The organism is Microcoleus sp. S36a_B3 (assembly GCF_036700745.1).
Taxonomy (GTDB): Bacteria; Cyanobacteriota; Cyanobacteriia; order Cyanobacteriales; family Microcoleaceae; genus Microcoleus.
In genome coordinates this window covers 13747-35021 of the sequence record NZ_JAUBPN010000039.1, presented here as the reverse complement: position 1 = coordinate 35021, position 21275 = coordinate 13747, and the positions used below count along the sequence as shown (strand labels likewise).

Sequence of the window (21275 nt, the reverse complement as noted above, 5' to 3'; positions counted from 1 at the left end):
AATGGGGCTGGCTGGCATGATAGGAAAGCATCAGCACTACATTCTACTCCTCTATCCTTACATATTTAGCACTACCCGAAATTCTACATCGGAGTCTTTGAGCAGGGGAACTAGCTGTGGGAGTGCAGTTTTAGCTTCTGTGCCGATACTCCCCAAGGCAGAGGCAGCATTGACGCGCACACCTGCATCGGAGTCTTTGAGCAGGGGAACTAGCTGTGGGAGTGCAGTTTTAGCTTCTGTGCCGATACTCCCCAAAGCAGAAGCAGCAGTGCTACGCACATTTGCATCTGAGTCTTTCAAGGCTTTAGCAAGGGCAGGAATAGCAGGAACACCAATTTGTTTCAGAACTTGGGCAGCACTCCGCCTGACTAGCAAGTTCTTATCCTGCAAAGCTTCCATCAAATCGGGAATAGCTGGTTCACCTATTTTTCCTAACTTCTTAATAGCTGCATCAAGTTCCCTTTGATTGTTACTCTTTAACTCCTGAATTAAGGAATCAATCTCTTTGGGATTAGTCTTGGATGCGCTGAGGTTTTGGGCCGCAACATAGCGAGTCAACAGCAACGGTGATGTGAAAGATAGAAACGAAAGGGCAATTACGGCAACTAATCTTTGTCGGTAGTGCTTCGTCATGGCCAGAATCCTTATATTTGATGGGCCGTTTCAGTCATTTGAATTATTGTATCTACATTCTCATCCAATTGGTTTCCAGAGTCCGGGCGATCTAAATTTGTGCTTGTCAGTGGTGAAGCAGATTTTGAGATAAACTGAAAGTTACTTATCTGTATCAGCTTTCCTATGCTCATTCCAAATGCAAAGAATGCAGTTGTTAATATTCGTAAACTTCGTGATTACTGCCTCAATTTATAACACGACGATGGCAAGCACAAAGCAAGGCTTTTTTCGTCAATTATGGGGATGACGGCTGATGATGCTGAGGAATTGCGCCAAATCTTGCTTGAAGTCGTTAAGACTCACGAAGCTCAGTTAGGGAGGCAAGATGAATTTGGGCAACGCTACACTCTAGACTTTAGAATTGAATGGCAAAATACAAATGCAACTCTTCGGAGTGGCTGGATCGTTGAGCGCGGGTCGGAAATCCCCAAATTAACGACCTGTTATCCTTTATAATTAGTGGAGGTAATAAACATGATAAACAGTACAAGCAAGTTGCTAGATGTTGTAGCCCTGACCGTTGACCTTCCCCAGTACAATTTGTGGCGCGGGCAGGAGGTTGGGACGATAGTTGAGATGCTAGCAGATGGTGCTGCATTTGAAGTTGAATTCAACGATCGCAATGGACGAACTTACGAATCTGTCGGGTTACGTCCAGAACAAATCATGGTACTGCGTTTTGATCCAGCAGCCCCCGATATCCAGTATAAAATGGTGACAGTGTAATGCGGCCGGGCAACCGTTTTGCAGCGGAAGGAACGAAGCAATACCAAAGCGCAAGCGAATTGCTTGGTTCCTCGCAATGACATGATGGCATTTATTTATGTTTGCCGAAGTCTAAGGCCTAATTAGATAATCACTATTCTATCATATTTGATGATTGGCGAACCACTTACCTTATCACAAACTAATCCCGTCTTAGAAGCCCAAGGATTAACTCGCCGCTTTGGCGGTTTAGTGGCTGTAAATGACGTATCTTTCACAGTTCAAAAACACGAGATTTTTGGATTGATCGGCCCTAACGGCGCTGGCAAGACTACTCTGTTTAATGTAATGACTGGACTGATACCTGCCTCTAGTGGCAATCTGATTTATCAAGACGAAAATATTTCTAAATTGCGGCCTTATCAAATTGCGAATAAAGGTATTGCCAGAACATTTCAAAATATTCGGTTGTTTGGGGAACTTTCGGTGTTGGATAATGTGGCGATCGCCCGACACATCCACAGCCGATCGCAAAATCCGGTATTATCGCTACTATCGGGGATTTTAGCCTTACCAGAGTCTAACGCAATGGAGCGCCAAACCCAGCGGAAAGCGCGGGAATTGTTGGATTTGGTCGGATTGGGCGATCGCGCGGCCGAACCAGCCAAAAACCTGCCCTACGGCGACCAGAGGCGCTTAGAAATTGCCCGCGCCTTAGCCCTAGAACCGACAATATTGCTGTTAGATGAACCAGCGGCGGGGATGAATCCCAGCGAAAAGCACAAGTTAAGTGAATTTATCCGGGAAGTGCGGGAACAATTCAATTTAACTGTAATATTGATCGAGCATCACGTACCGCTGGTGATGGGATTGTGCGATCGAATTGCGGTGCTGCATTTCGGTCAGCTTATTGCTTTGGGCGAGCCTGCTGTCGTCAGGAATAATCCTGCTGTGATTGAAGCTTATTTAGGAGATGAAAAATAACTCAGACAACCCGGCGATTGGAAGGTTGCAAAATAACCCAGCGATTGGAAATCGCGTCTATATAAACAATGTCCGCCTGCGCGGACTAAGAGTAATCATTACTATTAAATAGACCTCTCGCATAATTTTTGTGAACAGGTATCTTGCCTGTTCAAAACTATCTTTTTGGGAGATGTCTAATGTATCTCCCAGTCCTTTAAAGATGACTTTTATTATGAGACAGAGGTTTAAAACTCCTGGCAGACTGCGGGAAAAAAGAGAAAACCGATCGCTTATAATACAAAATATCAAGCAAAAGAACAATGCACGATCGCCCAACTGAAACAAAAGATAACATCCTCTTAGAAGTCAAAAATCTCTGTGTAAATTACGGAGGAATTCAAGCCCTAAAAAATATTGATTTAACCGTAAATGCAGGCGAAGTTGTCAGCCTCATCGGTGCTAACGGTGCGGGGAAAAGCACCGCCCTGAGAGCAATTTCTAAAATAGTTAATTTGCGTGAAGGACAAATAATCTACAGCGGGCGTGATATTACTCGCCGTCAAGCTCACGAAGTGGTAAAATTAGGCATCGCCCACAGTCCAGAAGGAAGGCGGGTTTTGGCGCAGCAAACGGTGTTGGCTAACTTGGAATTGGGGGCTTACGTGCGATCGGACTTTGCGGCCGTCAAAGCCGATTTAGCCCGCCAATTCGAGATATTTCCGCGCTTAGCAGAAAGGCGCACTCAACTAGCTGGAACCCTTAGCGGTGGGGAACAGCAAATGCTGGCGATCGCCCGCGCTCTGATGTCGCGCCCCAAACTGCTATTATTAGACGAACCCAGTTTAGGCTTAGCACCGGCGATCGTCAAAGAAATTTTCACAATTATTCAAAACCTGCGCTCCACGGGCGTTACAATTCTATTGGTAGAACAAAACGCGAATTTAGCACTGCAAATTGCCGATCGGGCTTACGTACTAGAAGCTGGTAAAATTACCCTCACAGGTATAGGATTGGACTTGCTAAACGACGAGCGAATCAGGAGCGCATACTTAGGATGACTTGGTTAATTTTAGGAATCTTGACCGCTTTCTTTGAAGCCGTCAAAGACGTTTTTGGCAAACAAAACCTCCAAAAAAGTGACGAATATGTCGTCGCTTGGTCTCTCTCATTTTTTTCAGTCATCTTTTTGCTTCCCTGGGTACTTTCTACAGGAATTCCGCCATTAAACTCTCAATATTGGCTTGCCCTATTAATCGGAGGTAGCATCAACGCTGTCACAGCCCTCCTCTACATGAAAGCCATCAAACTATCAGATTTATCCCTGACACTACCGATGGTAGCTTTAACACCATTATTCATGTTGTTAACTTCACCGTTAATGGTCGGTGAATATCCCAAACTTTTTGATTACATTGGCATTTTATTAATCGTAGCAGGCTCTTATTTATTAAATATTAAAGAGAAATCTAAAGGATATTTAGCTCCATTCAAAGCACTGCTGAATGAACCCGGGCCCAAATTGATGTTAATCGTCGCATTTCTATGGAGCATTGCCTCAAATTGTGACAAAATAGGAGTTACAAATTCCTACCCTATTTTTTGGGTATTCTCTTTGTTCGGTACAATGAGTGTTTTGCTACTGCCAGTTTTATTGCACAAAACCCCAAATCCAGGGCGACAAATTCTCCAACAATTACCAATGCTAGCTGCTATGGGGTTTATCAATGCTACTGGAGTAATTTTTCAAATGCAAGCTTTAACATTAACTTTCGTAGTGCGAGTGATCGCGCTTAAGCGTACTAGCGTGTTAATGGGTGTATTGTTCGGTCATTTCATTTTCAAGGAAAAAGATATTCAAGAAAGATTATTAGGGGCCGGAATCATGATTTTGGGAGTTTTATTTATCAGTTTATAGGTTGAGATTTCCGGGACTTTGACGGTAATTCTCCCCCCGAATGTAGGGCGGTGCCCCGTACCCGCCCTCTCTCGGTTGGGCGGGGATGTCCGGGTTGCGAAACACGCCCTAGCCTCTATTTATGTATAAGTCATGTTATAGTCAAAGACGATCGCACTTTCTCTCACTATTTATTAACATAAAAAAAATTAATGCACAAAATAGCGGCCACACCGGGAGGTTGGAACCCTCAAGGAGAAGGAGTAATTTTTATTCAACAAACCCCAGCACCAATCGTATTTATTAGTGCTGCTGACACCGACATTCAAACACTCGCGGCCGCCTCCTCCAAAATGCCGCCAGAATTCCCCAAAGTGCGCGCCGTAAACTTGCTTCAGTTACAGCAACAATTAACCATAGATACCTATGCAGAGGAAATTTTAGAACAGGCCGAGGTGATAATTTTAAGGCTATTAGGCGGGCGTTCCTATTGGTCTTACGGATTAGAAATTCTGCGGGAAACGGCGCAGAAAACTAATGCAGCATTGATTGTGATGCCCGGTGAAAACAGTCCAGATCCCGATTTAATCAGCCATTCCAATGTATCGCTGTCAGCAGTCGATAGACTGTGGCGCTACTTCACCGAAGGCGGAGTCCAAAATTTTGTTAACGCCCTCAAATTTACTGCTGATACTTGTCTGAAAACTGCTTACAATCCGCCTCTTCCTCAAACAGTTTCCCGCGTCGGAATTTACGATTGGCGGGGAGGCGGTGAAGCCTGTTTAGAGATTTTACAACCAGATGCAGAACCCCCTAAATCCCCCTTATTAAGGGGGACTTTGACACCCGATGCAGAACCCCCTAAATCCCCCTTATTAAGGGGGACTTTGACAAATTCTTGCTCCCCCCTTATTAAGGGGGGCTGGGGGGGATCTCCAGATTTACCCTCACAAACTAAAGTCGGGATTTTATTTTATCGCGCTCATTACTTGTCAGGAAATCTAGCACCAATTGACGCACTTTGTCAAGCTTTAACAGAGCGAAACTTAGTGCCAGTTCCCGTGTTTGTATCTTCGCTGCGGGAACCAGATTTGCAAATAGAATTGCTGCAATATTTCCAGCCAAAAGACTCAGAAAAAATTCAATTATTGGTAAACACCACAAGTTTTGCAGTCTCCGGTTTCAGCAGCCATGAACCGGAACAAAACAGTTTAAAATCCTTAGACCTTCCTGTATTGCAAGCAATCTTCAGCGGTGGCGGTTTGGAACAGTGGGAAACACAATTACAAGGACTTTCGCCCCGCGATGTGGCGATGAATGTAGCATTGCCCGAAGTAGACGGAAAAATCATTACTAGGGCTGTTTCTTTTAAAGCTGTACAGACTTGGAACGATGAATTAGAAACAGATGTGGTAGGCTATGTCGCAGCGGACGATCGCATTTCATTTGTAGCAGATTTAACCGCGAATTGGGTGAAAATGAAACAAACCCCAGCCGCCAACAGACGCATCGCCATTATTCTCGCCAATTATCCCACCCGCAACGCCCGCTTGGCCAACGGCGTCGGCTTAGATACGCCCGCTAGCTGTGTCGAAATCCTCAAAGCGATGCAGCAAGCCGGTTATCTAGTTGAAAACATCCCCGCTAGCGGTAACGAGTTAATTGAACTCCTGACTTCTGGCGTGACAAATGACCCGGAAGGACGCGAATTGCGGCCAGTTCATCAATCATTAGATTTGGCAGAATATCAAGAATATTTTGCTAGTTTGCCGCAGGAAGTACAGGATGGAATTTGCAATAGATGGGGGTTGGCAGAAGGTCATACACAAGGTAGGGACACGGCAATGCCGTGTCCCTACTTTCCGATTCCGGGGATTCATTTTGGCAATGTGTTTGTGGGAATTCAACCATCGCGCGGATATGAAATTGACCCGAGTTTGAACTATCACGCACCGGATTTAGAACCAACTCACAATTATCTAGCTTACTATTACTGGTTGCGAGAAAAATTAGGAATTGATGCGATAATTCATGCGGGAAAACACGGCAATTTAGAATGGCTTCCCGGTAAAAGTATTGCCTTGTCTAACAAATGTTATCCCGAAGTAGCATTAGGCGCGATGCCGAATTTTTATCCCTTCATTGTCAACGATCCGGGGGAAGGTTCCCAGGCAAAAAGACGATCGCAAGCCGTGATCATCGACCACCTGACCCCGCCGATGACTCGCGCCGAACTTTACGGGCCCTTGCAGCAATTAGAAGCCTTAATCGACGAATATTGCGAAGCCCAAAGCTTAGATCCGTCTCGATTACCGATGATTCGCGATCGCATTGTAGCCCTCACCAACCAGGAAAACTTAGATAAAGACTTAGGAATCCAGCTAAATAAATCCGAATTTACCGAATTTATTACCCGTACCGACGGCTATCTTTGCGAGCTCAAAGAATCGCAAATTCGCGACGGATTGCACATTTTTGGTCAATGTCCCCAAGGGCGACAGTTGAGAGATTTAATTATTGCGATCGCCCGCCATCCTAGCACAAATCGTTCCGGCTTAACCCGCTCCCTCGCCAAAGACTTAAATTACGATTTCGATCCCTTAACCACCGCCGGCGACTTAACAGCCGAATTAGAAGAAAAAGCCGCTGAATTAGTAGACAATTTAATCGAAAATATCCGCGTTTCTCCGTGCTTATCTGCCGTTGCAAATCCAGAAATTGGAGAAGCAACCCAACTAGAATTAGACTGGATAGAAAACTATCTTTTGCCTTCACTCCTCCAAACAAACCAAGAAATTACTAACCTGTTGCGCGGACTAGATGGGCGACACATCCCCAGCGGCGCATCCGGCGCGCCCACTCGCGGCAGACCCGATGTATTGCCCACCGGTCGCAATTTTTACTCGGTAGATATTCGCGCTATTCCCACAGAAACTGCTTGGAGAGTTGGTCGAGTTGCTGCGGAAACTTTAATCGAAAGATACACTCAAGAAAATGGCGAATATCCCAAAACTTTGGGTTTGTCAGTGTGGGGAACATCGACAATGCGGACAGGGGGAGATGACATCGCCGAAGCCTTAGCACTAATCGGAGTTCAACCAGTTTGGGATGGGCCTTCGCGCCGGGTTGTAGATTTTGAAATATTGCCGATTTCAGTTTTGGGACGGCCGCGGGTTGATGTTACTTTGCGAATTTCGGGATTTTTCCGCGATGCTTTTTTTAATTTAATTGATTTGTTTGACAGTGCGGTAAAAGCTGTGGCAAATTTAGAAGAACCTGCCGAAGATAATCCTTTAGCAGCGCAAGTTAAACAAGAGATTTTGGATTGGGAAGCGGCGGGTTTGAGTCGAGAAGATGCAGAAGTGCGATCGCAATTTCGAGTCTTTGGTTCAAAACCGGGGGCTTACGGCGCGGGACTTCAAGGCATAATTGAAGCTCAAAACTGGACAGGCGACGGCGATTTAGCAAAAGCTTACATTAATTGGAGCAGTTACGCCTATACCTCCTCTAGTTCCTCAAATTTGCAGGGAGATGTTGCAGGAGTTAAACAAAGTGAATGGGGATGTTGTGCACCCGAAGCATTTGAAAAACGCCTCGGCGAAATGCAAATAGTTCTGCAAAACCAAGACAACCGCGAACACGACATCCTCGACTCCGACGATTATTATCAATTCCAAGGCGGAATGACGGCGGCAATTCGCAATTTGCAAGGCAAAAATCCTGAAACTTATTTCGGCGATAATTCGATTCCAGAAAATCCGAAAGTGCGAAAACTAAAAGAAGAAATTGCGCGGGTTTATCGCAGCAGGGCGGTAAATCCGAAATGGATTGAAGGGGCGATGCGCCACGGTTATAAAGGTGCTTTTGAAATAGCTGCAACGGTGGATTTTTTGTTTGCTTACGATGCGACGGCAAATTGTGTAGAAGATTTTATGTATGAAGGAATTGCAGAGGCTTACATTTTTGATGAAAAAGTGCAGGGATTTATCCAAGAAAACAATCCTTGGGCCCTGCGAGATATGGCGGAGAGATTGCTAGAAGCTCGCCAGCGGGGATTGTGGCAGAGTGCTAATCAGGATACTCTTGATAAATTGCGATCGATCGCCCTGCAAGCCGAAGCAGTCATCGAATCCCATACTGGTTTCTAGTCTGAACGGAGAAATGATAGAATATAGTTAATATGCGAGGAATCTATGTTGCGCGATCTCACCATCCAAAATTATCGCTGTTTTAAAGATTTTCATATCGACGAGCTAGCTAGGGTTAATCTGATAGTTGGTCAGAACAATAGCGGTAAAACTACTTTTTTGGAAGCCATTTATTTATTAGTACACCAACAGAATATTCAAGCAGTGTTTGATATACTAAATAGTCGCGGTGAAACGAGCTACATACAGATACAAGGTGCATCTAGTCAAGTAAACCGCATCAAATATCACTTTGAACATATTTTTTACGGACATCAACTAACTCCAGCTAGAAGTATTCACATTCGATCTCAGCAAGAAGAACAACTATCGATCAAAATTCAAGCAAGTCCTAAAAATGAACAGGTATTAGTTCCCGCAGCCGAAGAATTAGAAACAAGATTTTTAGCATGGGAATTAATTGCTTGCTACAACGAGAATGCAAAATTCAAAATTTCACTGTTGCCCAATGCCACTATTTCTAGTTTTGTCTCTCCTCAATCGATCGAAAATAATAATAACTATTCATCGCTGGTTGGTACTAATAAAGATAACTTTAATTTAATCACAACTACGGAAATATCTTTTAAAGAATTGGCTCTGTATTGGGATGCGATTACACTGACCCCAAAAGAAGAAAACGTAGTAGCAGCGTTGCAAATATTAGAACCCGATGTAGAACGTATTAGTTTTACCAGCAATCCCACTAATTACAGCGGTATTTTGATTAAAATTAGAGGGCAAAATAACCCAGTTCCTCTAGGCAGTATGGGCAATGGTATGCACCGAATTCTTAGTATAGCAATGGCAGCAGTATCGTCAGAAGATGGATTTTTGCTAGTTGATGAAATCGATACTGGTCTTTACTATCAAACCCAAACTGATATGTGGCGATTGATATTTGAAACAGCAAAGCGACTGAACGTTCAAGTGTTTGCAACTACCCACAGTTGGGATTGCATAGCGGCATTTCAAGAAGCCTTAGACAACTCAGAAGATAGTTCGGTTGGCAAATTATTTCGCTTGAGCCGGCGCGGTGAGGATATCCGTGCAGTTGAATACACTCCCGATGAATTGTCCGTTGCAGTGCGCCAAAGTATCGAGGTGCGCTGATGCCAAAAGCACGAAAACCCCCTCAACCAAAACCTCAACAGTTATTGGTAGAAGGTAAGAACGACAGACACGTAATCTGGGCTTTGTGCCAGCAATGTCAACTACCAGAAACATTTTCAGTCGAAGTACCTCAAGAAGAAGGTACAGAAGGAGTTGAAGCGCTGCTCAATGGCTTGCCAGAAAGATTGAAAGCAGAGAATTTACGCACGTTGGGAATTGTGGTTGATGCCGATCGCAATTTAAGTGCGCGGTGGCAATCGATTAAAGATAAACTGAGTTCGATCGGCTATCGAGACATCCCCCAATCTCCCCCTCCCGAAGGCTGGGTTTGTTCACCTTCAGATCCCTACTTGCCTCGCGTCGGAGTTTGGTTGATGCCAGACAATCAACTTCCTGGAATGTTAGAAGATTTTGTCGCCTATCTAATCCCCCCCGGTGACATCCTGCATCCGAAAGCCGAAGCAATTTTACAAGACATCGAACAAGCAGGACTTAACCGCTACACTTTAATTCATCGTCCCAAAGTGCTAATCCACACTTGGCTGGCATGGCAAAAAACGCCGGCAATGCCGATGGGACAAGCAATAACAGCGCAGGTACTCAACTGCGATTGCCCGATCGCCTTAATTTTTATTGAATGGTTAAAACATCTGTTTGAACTAATTGCTCCATCCGCCGAATAATTAGTAATATCTACTAATGTTTCGCCAACGGTGAAAGCTGTATGATTCGCCGCTATATTGCTAGCCTGACCACTAACATCTTAAAACTTACCTGCGCCGCCGCAACCGCGATCGCCCTAACAGCCGGATGTTCGCAGCCCGACCCGCCCAAAAACTCCGGTGCATCTAACACCATCGAAGCGGCAGCCCTAGCGGAGCCGCCAAGCTCTGTGTTGGCTCAAAACCCCAACAAAAACCAAAAATCCCTCAGCGCTGCTTCCTGCACCCAAAACGACCCATTTGCGGAGTCAATTAGCTTTGCCACCCAAGCTTCTAATTTGGCTCAATCAGCCAATTCAAAAGAAAACTGGGACGAGGTAGCAGCCCTGTGGGTGCAAGCCGTCGCTTGGATGCAAGCGGTTCCCCCCGGCAGTCCCCGGCGGGCGTTTGCCGAGAAAAAAGTCACCGAGTACACGAAAAACCTGGTTTATTCGCAACAGCAAGCGAGCGCAACCCGATCGCAAGCCGCCAGTACAGTTAGTTTCAGCAGCGATTTGCTCAACGAACAACTAGAACTTTACCTATCCTACGTTGCGACTGTCGGGCCGCCAGATGTTTTGATTGTCGGCAGTTCCCGCGCCTTGCAAGGAGTCGATCCCAAACAGTTAAAACAAGCTTTGGCAGCGTCCGGGCGTCCGGGCTTAAAAATATTTAATTTTGCAATCAACGGCGCAACTGCACAAGTAGTTGACTTTCAACTGCGGCGGCTGTTGAAGCCGGATTATTTGCCTCAAATGATTGTCTGGGCCGACGGTGTGCGCGCATTTAACAGCGGCCGGGACGATCGCACTTTTAATTCAATCGTCGATTCACAAGGCAGCCAACTTTTAGCAACAGGCATTCGTCCCAAACTCCCGTCTGGTGAACCCAACGTGATTCCCCGGTGTTACAAATTCCCGCAGCCCTGTGGTGGTGGTGGCGGCGGTGGCGGCGATGGTATTTTCCGCAGAGCTCAGGGAGGAGGCGGGAAAGAGGCGAGCCCCACAATCAAATTCCTCTCTGGTGGAACGGAAATCTTGCCCGTTGTCTATGATGCAGCGCAGCCGACAACAGTAGCAATCAGACAAGTCAGCGCATCTGCAAATTCGATCGACTCCAACGGATTCATGCCCCTATCGGCGCGCTACAATCCCAACACCTATTATCAACAACGCCCCTACGTTTCAGGTAGGTACGATCGCGACTACGAAAACTTCAACCTCGGCGGAAAACAAGCAACAGCCTTTAACTCAGTCGTAGCATTTACCAAAACGCGCAAAATCCCCCTAATTTTCGTCAATTTACCCCTCTCCGACGACTACTTAGATCCCGCGCGACTGCAGGCAGAACAGCAGTTCCGGCAGCGAATGCAGCAACTCTCGCAGCAAAAAGGCTTCGCTTTTCGCGACTTGTCCCAGCGGTGGCCTGGCCGCAACGACTTTTTTTTCGATCCAAGCCACCTCAACCGTTTTGGGGCGATCGCCGTTTCTCGCCTGCTAGCATCCGATACCAGCATTATCTGGCCGCGCCCCAAATCCCGAATCAATGATGGGTGAAGGAAGAGGGAAGAAGGAAGAAGGAAGTTCGGCAACGGATTATGTACGGGATGTAACGGATGTAACGGATGTAAGTCCGTCGGAAGAAGGAAGAGGGAAGAACGAAGAGGGAAGAGGGAAGATGTCATTAGTCATCAGTCATTAGTCATCAGTCATTAGTGCTGTCGCCTCCTAGCTTTCCGTCCAACGTCCAACGTCATCAGGAAGAGGCAAGAGGGAAGATGTGGAAATGCGGTCATAATAATAATATTTCTTCCCGGCTTTCTCCTTACCAGGCAGATCCTGGTAACGCCGATCCACAGGCTCTGCCTCGCAATGCTCAAAAATAGTTTAAAATCTAACCTGATGTCCAAAACCAATTGGTGCGATCGAATATTTTAAGATATTTCAATCAGCCTAAAATCTAACAATCAAAAATCCAAAATCCATAGATTGTGAGCTCACTCTAAAATCTCAAAATCCAAAATCCAAAATCTAAAATCTAAAATAGATAGGTTGTGCAACTAAAACAAGTAATTATCGCCCACAAAGCCCGAGACATCATGAGCCAGCGGTGGGCAGAACAATGCGCCCGCCAGTTAGAAAGTCGCGGGTGTCAAGTTTTGATGGGCCCTAGCGGCGCGAAAGATAATCCGTATCCGGTGTTTTTAGCTTCTAGCAACAGCCGCATAGATTTAGCCGTGGTTCTGGGGGGCGACGGTACGGCCCTGGCTGCAGCGCGGAATTTAGCTGCTGACGGCATCCCGATTTTGGCGGTGAATGTGGGGGGACATCTGGGTTTTTTAACTGAGTCTTTTGATGATTTCCAGAATACTGACGAGATTTGGGACAGACTGGCGGAAGACAGGTATGCTGTGCAGAAGCGGATGATGTTGCAGGCGGCGATTTTTGAGGGAAACAGAACCAATCTCGAACCCCAGAGCGATCGATTTTTGGCACTCAATGAAATGTGCATTAAACCAGCTTCTGCCGATCGAATGCCTAGCTGTATTCTAGAAATGGAAGTTGACGGCGAAGTAGTCGATCAATACCAAGGCGACGGCTTAATTGTGGCAACTCCCACCGGTTCGACTTGCTACACCGCCTCCGCCAACGGGCCGATTATTCATCCCGGAATGGATGCGATCGCAGTTACTCCAATTTGCCCTTTAAGCTTATCGAGTCGGGCTGTAGTTTTGCCGCCCGGTTCAGTCGTCAGCATTTGGCCCCTAGCAGATTACGAACTCAGTACAAAACTCTGGACAGACGGCATTTTGGGTACTGCAATTTGGCCGGGACAGCGCGTAGATGTGCGGATGGCAGAGTGCGAAGCCAAGTTTATCATTTTGCGGGAAAACTATTCTTATTACGGCACTTTAAGGGAAAAACTGCAATGGGCAGGAGCTAGAATTAAGTACAGCAACAATCACCGCAATTAATCGATATTATTAATGTAGCAAATGTTTGAATTATTAAATTTTCGTTTCTAATCGGTTTTTGCTTTGAGATAAATATTTGGTTATCACTTTCCTTTGATTGCAAAAAAGCAATTGTGAAAAAAAAAATCAGCACCTGCTATCGTTATAGAAAATTTACAATAGATATGGAGCGTCAGCAATCAGCCCTTAACCTGCGGTGATTTCAGGATGAATTGCACCGAAACGGAGGCCGAAGTCAGAATCCTTAAGATATAGAAAAGAATCAGTTGTCAAAACAGGCAAGCGTGGTAAATTCTAACCCACACTAGGCGATCGATTAACGATATTTTCAAGAGGAGTTTAACAATGGCTGCATTAAAAGTCGGCATCAACGGATTTGGTCGCATCGGACGGTTAGTCATGCGTGCCGGCATCAAAAACCCCAACATCGAATTCGTCGGCATTAACGACTTAGTTTCGCCAGAAAACCTGGCTTATCTTTTCAAATACGACTCCACCCACGGAATTTATGACGGCGAAGTTGAAGGTAAGCCAGACGGTATCATCGTTGACGGAAAATTTATCCCCTGTACGTCAATTAGAAATCCAGCCGAATTGCCTTGGGCTAAAACAGGTGCAGATTATGTTGTAGAATCTACGGGATTGTTTACAGATTTTGAAGGCGCATCAAAACACTTGACGGCGGGAGCAAAAAGAGTAATACTTTCAGCACCGACTAAAGACCCGGAAAAAGTACCAACATATCTAGTAGGCGTCAATCACCACAAATTTGATCCGGCAAAAGATACTGTTGTTTCTAATGCTAGCTGCACTACGAATTGTTTAGCACCAATTGCCAAAGTTATTAACGATAACTTCGGTTTGGAAGAAGGTTTAATGACTACTGTTCACGCGATGACTTCTACTCAGCCTACTGTAGATGGGCCAAGCCAAAAAGATTGGCGGGGAGGACGAGGCGCGGCTCAAAATATTATTCCATCTTCAACTGGTGCGGCGAAAGCTGTTACTTTGGTGTTGCCGGAATTGAAGGGAAAATTGACGGGAATGGCTTTGCGAGTCCCAACTCCTGACGTTTCTGTAGTCGATCTTACTTTTAAAACGAGTAAGGAAACTAGCTACAAAGAAATTTGCGAGGCTATGAAAAAAGCCTCGGAGGGCGAACTGAAAGGCATTCTTGGATATACTGAGGATGCGGTGGTTTCGACGGATTTTCGGGGCGACGCGCGATCGAGCATTTTTGATGCAGGTGCGGGACTTGAACTGAATTCTACGTTTTTTAAAGTCATTTCCTGGTATGACAACGAGTGGGGTTATTCTTGGCGCGCGATCGATTTGATGCTGTCGATGGCCGAGAAGGACGGTATTTTGAGTAAGTAGTATTGTATTGTGGTTCGGCGGGGCGATCGACTGCTAGCACTAATCAATGCAGGTTTTCCCGCGCTGAACCTACTATTTCGGTAGACCGCTATAGGTTAAATTGTTGTTATTTGCGATCGCACTTTAATCATGTCAGAATTACCGCCACTCAATCACGAAACTATTTGGGCTATCCTCAACGAAGAAATGGACGATGCTGCTGTTAACAGATTAGTTTGGCTGTATCTGGGCTACCGCTGCGATGCCGAGACTGGGGTGTGGAATAATGAAAATGTTGCACCGGAATGGTACCAAGATTACCCGGAACCGCCGGATTTTATCGATTCTAGGCCTGCGACGGTGAAATTGACGCGATCGACCCCTCCAGAAAACAAGCAGTTACTGAAGGAAAAATTGGGGTTTAAGGGCTATAAAATTGGGGAATTCGGGCCCAGACAGACTCGCAGGGCGACGATGGCTAATTGGTTGATGGGTTTTATGGAAGCTGGGGTGTAGATGGAACTATATTTTTTGTTGAAAAGTGCGGTAGCCAGTAGGTGTAAAATTTGCAATGTTGAATTTTGAGGCTGTCATGTAGATGCTGCAAGAGTTTGATGCCTTTGGAGCGAAAAATCGATTAGCACGATCGCCCCTATTCTCTTCACCCCTCTACCTCTGCGATCTATGCGCCCTCTACGGTTAAATCTAAAAATTCCATCTCCCCGCTAACTATCGCGGGCCGGCGATCGTCCAGCCCGCCCCAAACCCTTCACTTCACCCAAGCCCGATGACCCATCAACGCCGCAAACGGCCGCACTCCTCGCAACTGATTTGACAGCGGCAAATGACCCCTAGGCGCGCTCAAATCCCAAATAAACTCCTGCGGGTAGCGCGTCCAATTATTCCCCTTCTTCCAGCCAATTAGCGGCCACAATTTATCCCAATTCTTGCCCGAACTCATCCAAATTTCGCGCTGCACCGAAAAGCCAAATTTACCTTCGGAATGAACTTTCCACAGCACATTCATTGTTTGCAAATCCGCCACCGGCAAACTCTCAACTTGCGTAAAATACAGCCACTTTCTTTGCAAAGCTGTGGAGCCCGCCAATTCACAAAGCTTCTCTAATGTCAAGCGATCGGCTTCTTGAAATTCCTGTAGCGCCAATAATTGTTGCAGCGGAGTGTAATCAATGTTAGAGTCCGATCGCAGCGGCACAACTCCAGTCGGAAAATTTGCCTGCAAAAACTCCGTAGCTCTCGGAGAGTCAGCACTGTAAAGAATTTGGTAAGCCTTACCCATTACCGCCGTCGGTTCCTCCGACTTGCGTTCTAATAAAAATTCCATCAATACGTCCCAACCGGCATCTGCTATGTGTTGTTGCAGCAGTTGCAGTTGAGCTTTTTCCGAACCAGACCTCAACTGAGAGCGTAGTTCGGCTGTATGGGCCGCCGAGTCTAAAGGAGAAGTAGAAATCGAGTCAGTCATGGGAAACTATCAGCTATCAGCTATCAGCTATCAGCTATTAGCTGAAGCCCTGGTTTTGCTCCATTGTACAACGGTACTGACTTCGATTCACTTCTCTATACTCCGATGGTTGCTCGTACCTTAGCGCCCTAACTCCGCCCCCGGCCAAGTCGAGAGTCGGTGGCGGCAATCGCAACCGCCCTTTACCATCAGAAATTTGCGATCGATCCCGTGCAAAAAAGTTTCTTACCCAGCTTAGTCGTCCACGATCGACACCCATGCAGAGAAAGAAGGGGGAAAATAGTTGATGTCATATTCGGAATCTTCCCACTCTTTGACCCAAAGCGGTACAACGCCGGGGCTAGGAGTTGCCGCAAAGATTCGGTCTTTCGATTCGATCGAGTGAAATAGCTGTTTCAAAGTATCTCCCCGATCCAAAGCTTCGCTGAGAATGTCGTCCAAGTCAGGATCTACCCGTTTGACGCGGTTTTTGTCCTCCTCATCCAGCCACAGAAATTTCAAAGACTTGAGATCCCTCGGACTCAGAATGCTCTTGTAGTACACGCGCTTGAGGGTAGCTACGGGTTCTAACGACCGTTCGATCCGGCGAATTTGCTGAACTCGCAGGTAGTGCCATTCCGCTAAACGCTTGCGTTCCGAAGGCGCGAGAGTTCCCTTCCCGTTCGAGTGTTTGTAGTCATAGTTAATTAAACTGCAAGCCATATTTGCCAGCAGGTGAATTAACTGTTTTTCTTTGGGTGTCGCCTGACGCCTTTCCTGGGTTCTAGTCAATACCCGCTGTCTGCGGGTAGTTTCGAGAATATTTTCCATTGGATTTTTAAGATATGAAATACGATTGTGCCAGATCCGAATCCCGAACATCAGAAGGTAAGGAAGTCCCAAGGTCGGGAAACTCCACCGACAGACTCGCCTCACCTCTTTATTTTCTCATTCACCGTTCTTGGAAGCTGACTCCACCCCCCGATATTAGGTAGACTGATATTCGCGATCGACTTTTGACCGCCTCAAGCCGAGGCGGTTGCGACAACAAACATCACAACCACAACTACGATCGCAACCGCACTGCGGGCAAACCACACAATATCGCCAATTATTTCCTGCCTTTACCCGTTTTGACCTCTTCCTGGTCCCCATCCTCATTCGTTCCAGTGTAGTTGAAGTCGGGATGACTCCCGGAAACCGTCAAACTGCTGGCTGTTTTTGGTTGTGGGACGATCGCAGAAGCGCTGGCGCTACCTGCCTGGAAAAAGCCGACGCCCGCCGAGGCAATTACCCCTAATACTAAGATGCTGTTTTTCATGTTCGATGACCCTGATTTCCGTAGATTGGCACTTTTTGGCTAACCCGATCTCTCAGAAGTGGGTTGATGCAATAGCCCACTTGTCTTCTGATAAATCTACCTGCCATAATCAATTCAGACAGGCACACCCGCTTGCGATCGAAAACGCCAGAAGTGACGTGTTACTAATGTCCACGATCATCCACCAACCTGAATTTTTTGGGTAGTGGGGCTAAAGCCATCAGGGCGTCGATCCATCAGGGAGTTATGTCATCAGGGTGCTCATCTATCGGGTAGTTAATTCATCAGGGCGCATCTTCTACAACTAGCCACCGACTTAGCTTTTATAGTTGAGCGAGTGGTTGGCGGGCACTGACAAAGCCTTTAAGAATTAAACTTTTTGTGGATTCATTCCAAAAAGTTTTTCCTTAAAAATCCCCGCGCTCATCGAAGTCGGGGGAGTGTCAGCAGCATGGAATTCCATGCTATCTAAGTCAACAAAAAAAACGCAGATTAACGATATCTCCCACTCAAGCAGTCCTCAGCCAAATGCTGAGGTTTTTTATTGCTACTCATTGCTGAGCATTTTTTTGTCTGCATTCGCCAGACGGAGCAGAAGGCAGAAGGTTGAGGGCATTGCAGTTATGAATTTCCCTGGCAATATCATACCATCGGGTGAATTTTAAAGTATTATTGTCAAAAAATATGAACTTAATGGCGTTTTGATGTTTTCAATCCGATCGAGCCCAAAAAATAGATATAGTTATAGTTTATGTAAACCAATGTAAATAATCGGATCTCGGAGTCCGATCGCCCGCCCAACCAGATTTGAGGTCAACAGTTGCAAAGATACGGTAAAGATTGAGCAGCAGAAAGTTTAGTTAGTAGACAATAGAGAAAGAGGCACAAAAATTTTCCACAAGAGTAAGCTGGCAATAATAATTATTGCAATTTGTAACCTTTCGATCGCACAGTATAGGGGCGCAGGATCTTGATGAATTCCCAGATGACAGCATTGGTCAACTCAACCTACCAATATCAAGTCGGAGGATATTTGCCTGCCGGTGCGCCCACCTATGTCAGGCGACCCGCAGACAGCGAACTCTACAAAGGACTCAAAGCCGGACAATTCTGCTACGTGTTGAGTTCGCCACAAATGGGCAAATCCAGCCTGCTAGTGCAAACAGCCAAAAAGTTGCAAGCAGAAGGTACAGTTTTTGCCGCCATCAACTTGAAAAGCATCAGCAGCCCGGATATCTCCCTCCAAAAGTGGTACGGGGCGATCGTGCACCGCATCGCCAGCAGTTTGCATCTCACAAACAGGTTTGATGCCATCAAGTGGTGGAACGATCGCGAACTGCTGTCGCCAGCGTACCGATTAGAGATATTTATCGAAAAAGTTTTGCTCAAGTCAGTTCGGCAAAATCTGGTAATTTTCATCGATGACATTGACAGCACTAGAAACCTAAATTTCAGTACCAACGATTTTTTTGCCACGATCCGGGCTTGTTACTCCAAGCGGGCAGAACAACCCGAATACGATCGCCTGACTTTTGCAGTTTTTGGAACAGCCGCCCCGTTAGAATCGATCCGAGATTCAAACTGCAACCCTTTTAATATTGGAAGATCGATTAATTTAAGTCAATTCCAACTCGAAGAAAGTTTGCCACTAGCAAAAGGATTGGCACTCAAAGCTTTTCGTCCCCAAAAAGTGCTCCAAGAAATATTAGTTTGGACGGGCGGTCAACCGTTTTTGACTCAAAAGCTTTGCAACTTGGTACTTGAATACGGGTCTTTTATTGGCCGAAATTGCGAAGCCCAGCAAGTCAAAACAATACTCAAACATCGAATTATTAAAAATTGGGAAGAATGGGACGAACCCCTACATTTGACAACAATTCGCAAACGCATTTTCCACAGCCGCTGCGACCTCACCAAGCTGTTAACCTGCTACCAGCAAATTTTGCGATCGCCAGACCAGACAAAACCAGCAGAAGCGCCGGGATTAGCGGTAGATTACTCTGCCGAACAAATAGAATTGCAACTGTCAGGACTGGTTGTTAAAGTTCAGGGTAAATTAAGAGTTGCCAACCTAATTTATCAGTCAGTTTTCAATCAATTCTGGGTGGAAAAAGAATTAGGAAATCTGGCACCCTACCGCGAGGCGCTGGCAGCGTGGCTGGCTTCCGATCGCGAAAATGACTCGCACTTATTGACCGGAGAAAGTTTGCAGTCAGCCTTGGATTGGGCGGCGAACAAACAATTAAGCCAAGAACACTATTGGTTTTTGCATCCGGGAACTTTTCAGGAAAAACCGACCATCATTGTCCCACAAGTTGCAGACCGCAGTCCAGAAACCGATGCAGACAGCAGCATTCTCACCCCGCCCTCAGATACTGTTCAATCCGGCAGCAACGAACAGAGATTGTACGATCACATCGTCTTCTGCGTGGAAACAGAATCCCCCCCGCAGGTAATCGAGCGGTTCCGCAAGCTATTTATCGACGGTATGGGCTATCCCGATCGCTCCATTGAAGCAACTCTATACAACATAATCTCCGTCAAGCGATCGGATCGGAACTTTAAATATATTCTCCACCGCTGCTGCTACATCCCGATCAACCGCTGGCAATTGCACTCGCAGAACAAATTTGCGATCGCCAACCTAGTAGCTTTATTTCAACAGACTTCTCCCCGATTCGGGATGGAATTTTACATAGTCAAGCGCTTGCAAGAACAAATAAAATTCTTTACTAAAAGTCAAGAATTCCAGACCTTAGAGCGTTTAGTAAAAGCCGTAGAACAAGACCCGGAAGCAGAGCAAGAAAATAGTCGTTACCCCTTGGGTCAATTGATTTATCGGTATCCTTATTTGTACGGGCATTCTCTGCTGAGCAAGGACAGCGTTGAGGAAGACCAGCAAACAATCAAAAAACTAGAAATTCAAAGATTGCGAAAATTTGAAAATAATTTATCTCAATATTTGAATTATTTGGTTGAGCCGAGAAATACAGAGATCGGCATTGTGGAACGCGCGCCTAATCCGACACTTTTGAATGATTCAGAACTGCACTTGGCTGTTAGGGAATTTGTCGGAAAAGTGGCAGGCGAGCGCACCCACAAAGAATCGGCTCAGTTTTTCTTAAGAGATGCCAGACAAACTCCATCTTACAGTTCATTTAAAGTTGATTTGTATGAATATTTAATCTCGGCAGTGGAGCCAGAATACGGCGGTCGTCAATTTAATGACCGCTTGTACAGGTACATCAAAAATACATTTTCTGAAAGCGATTCGGGGAAATTAAATAATATATTGTTAGCTCGGACTTGCAACCAATTGTTCAATTTTTTAGTAGTGGAAAATTCCCAACATCTCAGTCACTACGTTTTTTACGACTTGGTATACAACCTCGGCCCCAGCCGGACAATTGCTTTAATGCTGAAAATCCTGCTGCTTTCGGGCAAAGTTAAGCCTGAGTTGGAAAAGCGATTGTCTATTTTGTTTAATCACTATGAAGGTAAAGCTTCTGATGAAATTATGTGGTTTATAAAATCATTAGAAAATTTAAATGTGGCTTTGGCGGTGAATTTTGGCAAGACGGATTTGTCGTTGGTCAAAAAGCATCTTATTTTGAATTAAAAAATAACTATAGCCTTTCTCAGAAAGATGAGATACTATGCGGGATTGGGCATTGGCCAAACAGGGCATTGGCCCGCGCAGGCCAAACAGGGCATTGGCCAAACAGGGCATTGGGCATTGGGCATAGGCCTCTGCGGGCATACCTCATATCAAATCCTCTCTTCATCGGAATGATTCAGATATATATTCTCGGACTCTGTGTACTCTGTGTTCTAGCGCCGGTTAAATCATTCCGATGCAACCGGAAACGATATCACCACGCGATCGAACCGCTATAAGTTGATACAAAAGTGTAGTAT

The 21275-nt window shown here is 45.7% G+C and carries 17 protein-coding genes and 1 pseudogene; 14 read left to right on the top strand and 4 right to left on the bottom strand.

Going from position 1 to position 21275, the window contains the following annotated elements:
• Window positions 1–57: 57 nt before the first annotated feature.
• On the bottom strand, window positions 58–633 hold the full coding sequence (locus tag QUA01_RS25120; RefSeq protein ID WP_333093146.1) for a HEAT repeat domain-containing protein: 576 nt from the start codon (window positions 631–633) through the stop codon (window positions 58–60).
• Between the two features lie 249 nt (window positions 634–882).
• On the opposite strand from QUA01_RS25120, the pseudogene QUA01_RS25115 reads away from it, so the two are divergent.
• The 13 genes and pseudogenes from QUA01_RS25115 to QUA01_RS25055 all read left to right on the top strand — a co-directional run.
• A pseudogene (locus QUA01_RS25115) lies at window positions 883–1131 on the top strand (DUF6883 domain-containing protein); the annotation flags it as partial.
• Window positions 1132–1149: 18 nt separating this feature from the next.
• Window positions 1150–1401 carry a DUF4926 domain-containing protein gene (locus QUA01_RS25110; protein WP_333093145.1) on the top strand — a complete coding sequence of 84 codons (252 nt, stop codon included), beginning with the start codon at window positions 1150–1152 and terminating at the stop codon, window positions 1399–1401.
• Window positions 1402–1551: 150 nt separating this feature from the next.
• Window positions 1552–2364, top strand: coding sequence for an ABC transporter ATP-binding protein (locus QUA01_RS25105; protein ID WP_333093144.1), 813 nt, complete (start codon window positions 1552–1554; stop codon window positions 2362–2364).
• Between the two features lie 302 nt (window positions 2365–2666).
• Complete coding sequence (locus tag QUA01_RS25100) at window positions 2667–3404, top strand: ABC transporter ATP-binding protein (RefSeq protein ID WP_333093143.1); 738 nt, start codon at window positions 2667–2669, stop codon at window positions 3402–3404.
• The gene (locus QUA01_RS25095) at window positions 3401–4261 is read left to right on the top strand and encodes an EamA family transporter (protein ID WP_333093142.1); all 861 of its coding nucleotides are present in this window, start codon (window positions 3401–3403) and stop codon (window positions 4259–4261) included. Before QUA01_RS25100 ends, QUA01_RS25095 begins: the two co-directional genes overlap by 4 nt.
• A gap of 191 nt (window positions 4262–4452) precedes the next feature.
• Window positions 4453–8388 (top strand): cobaltochelatase subunit CobN, encoded by a 3936-nt coding sequence (gene cobN / locus QUA01_RS25090; protein ID WP_333093141.1) that lies wholly within the window; start codon window positions 4453–4455, stop codon window positions 8386–8388.
• A gap of 45 nt (window positions 8389–8433) precedes the next feature.
• The gene (locus QUA01_RS25085) at window positions 8434–9540 is read left to right on the top strand and encodes an AAA family ATPase (RefSeq protein WP_333093140.1); all 1107 of its coding nucleotides are present in this window, start codon (window positions 8434–8436) and stop codon (window positions 9538–9540) included.
• Window positions 9540–10223, top strand: coding sequence for a DUF3226 domain-containing protein (locus QUA01_RS25080; protein WP_333093139.1), 684 nt, complete (start codon window positions 9540–9542; stop codon window positions 10221–10223). The genes QUA01_RS25085 and QUA01_RS25080 overlap by 1 nt, the downstream gene beginning before the upstream one ends.
• Before the next feature lie 41 nt (window positions 10224–10264).
• The gene (locus QUA01_RS25075; RefSeq protein ID WP_333093138.1) at window positions 10265–11797 is read left to right on the top strand and encodes a hypothetical protein; all 1533 of its coding nucleotides are present in this window, start codon (window positions 10265–10267) and stop codon (window positions 11795–11797) included.
• Window positions 11787–11942 carry a hypothetical protein gene (locus QUA01_RS25070; protein ID WP_333093137.1) on the top strand — a complete coding sequence of 52 codons (156 nt, stop codon included), beginning with the start codon at window positions 11787–11789 and terminating at the stop codon, window positions 11940–11942. Before QUA01_RS25075 ends, QUA01_RS25070 begins: the two co-directional genes overlap by 11 nt.
• Before the next feature lie 352 nt (window positions 11943–12294).
• Window positions 12295–13215 (top strand): NAD(+) kinase, encoded by a 921-nt coding sequence (locus QUA01_RS25065; RefSeq protein ID WP_333093136.1) that lies wholly within the window; start codon window positions 12295–12297, stop codon window positions 13213–13215.
• A gap of 345 nt (window positions 13216–13560) precedes the next feature.
• Window positions 13561–14592 (top strand): type I glyceraldehyde-3-phosphate dehydrogenase, encoded by a 1032-nt coding sequence (gene gap / locus QUA01_RS25060; protein WP_333093135.1) that lies wholly within the window; start codon window positions 13561–13563, stop codon window positions 14590–14592.
• A 129-nt stretch (window positions 14593–14721) separates the two neighbouring features.
• The gene (locus QUA01_RS25055) at window positions 14722–15087 is read left to right on the top strand and encodes a DUF1823 family protein (RefSeq protein WP_194067107.1); all 366 of its coding nucleotides are present in this window, start codon (window positions 14722–14724) and stop codon (window positions 15085–15087) included.
• A 253-nt stretch (window positions 15088–15340) separates the two neighbouring features.
• Here QUA01_RS25055 and QUA01_RS25050 read toward each other — a convergent pair whose 3' ends face one another.
• From QUA01_RS25050 to QUA01_RS25040, 3 genes are all read right to left on the bottom strand, one after another.
• Window positions 15341–16057, bottom strand: coding sequence for a GUN4 N-terminal ARM-like repeat domain-containing protein (locus QUA01_RS25050; protein WP_333093134.1), 717 nt, complete (start codon window positions 16055–16057; stop codon window positions 15341–15343).
• A 234-nt stretch (window positions 16058–16291) separates the two neighbouring features.
• Window positions 16292–16867, bottom strand: a complete 576-nt coding sequence (locus QUA01_RS25045; protein ID WP_194012440.1) for a hypothetical protein — start codon at window positions 16865–16867, stop codon at window positions 16292–16294.
• Between the two features lie 280 nt (window positions 16868–17147).
• Window positions 17148–17357, bottom strand: a complete 210-nt coding sequence (locus QUA01_RS25040) for a hypothetical protein (RefSeq protein WP_194012439.1) — start codon at window positions 17355–17357, stop codon at window positions 17148–17150.
• 973 nt (window positions 17358–18330) lie between these two features.
• Here QUA01_RS25040 and QUA01_RS25035 point away from each other — a divergent pair.
• The gene (locus QUA01_RS25035) at window positions 18331–20976 is read left to right on the top strand and encodes an AAA-like domain-containing protein (RefSeq protein ID WP_333093133.1); all 2646 of its coding nucleotides are present in this window, start codon (window positions 18331–18333) and stop codon (window positions 20974–20976) included.
• Window positions 20977–21275: the final 299 nt, after the last annotated feature.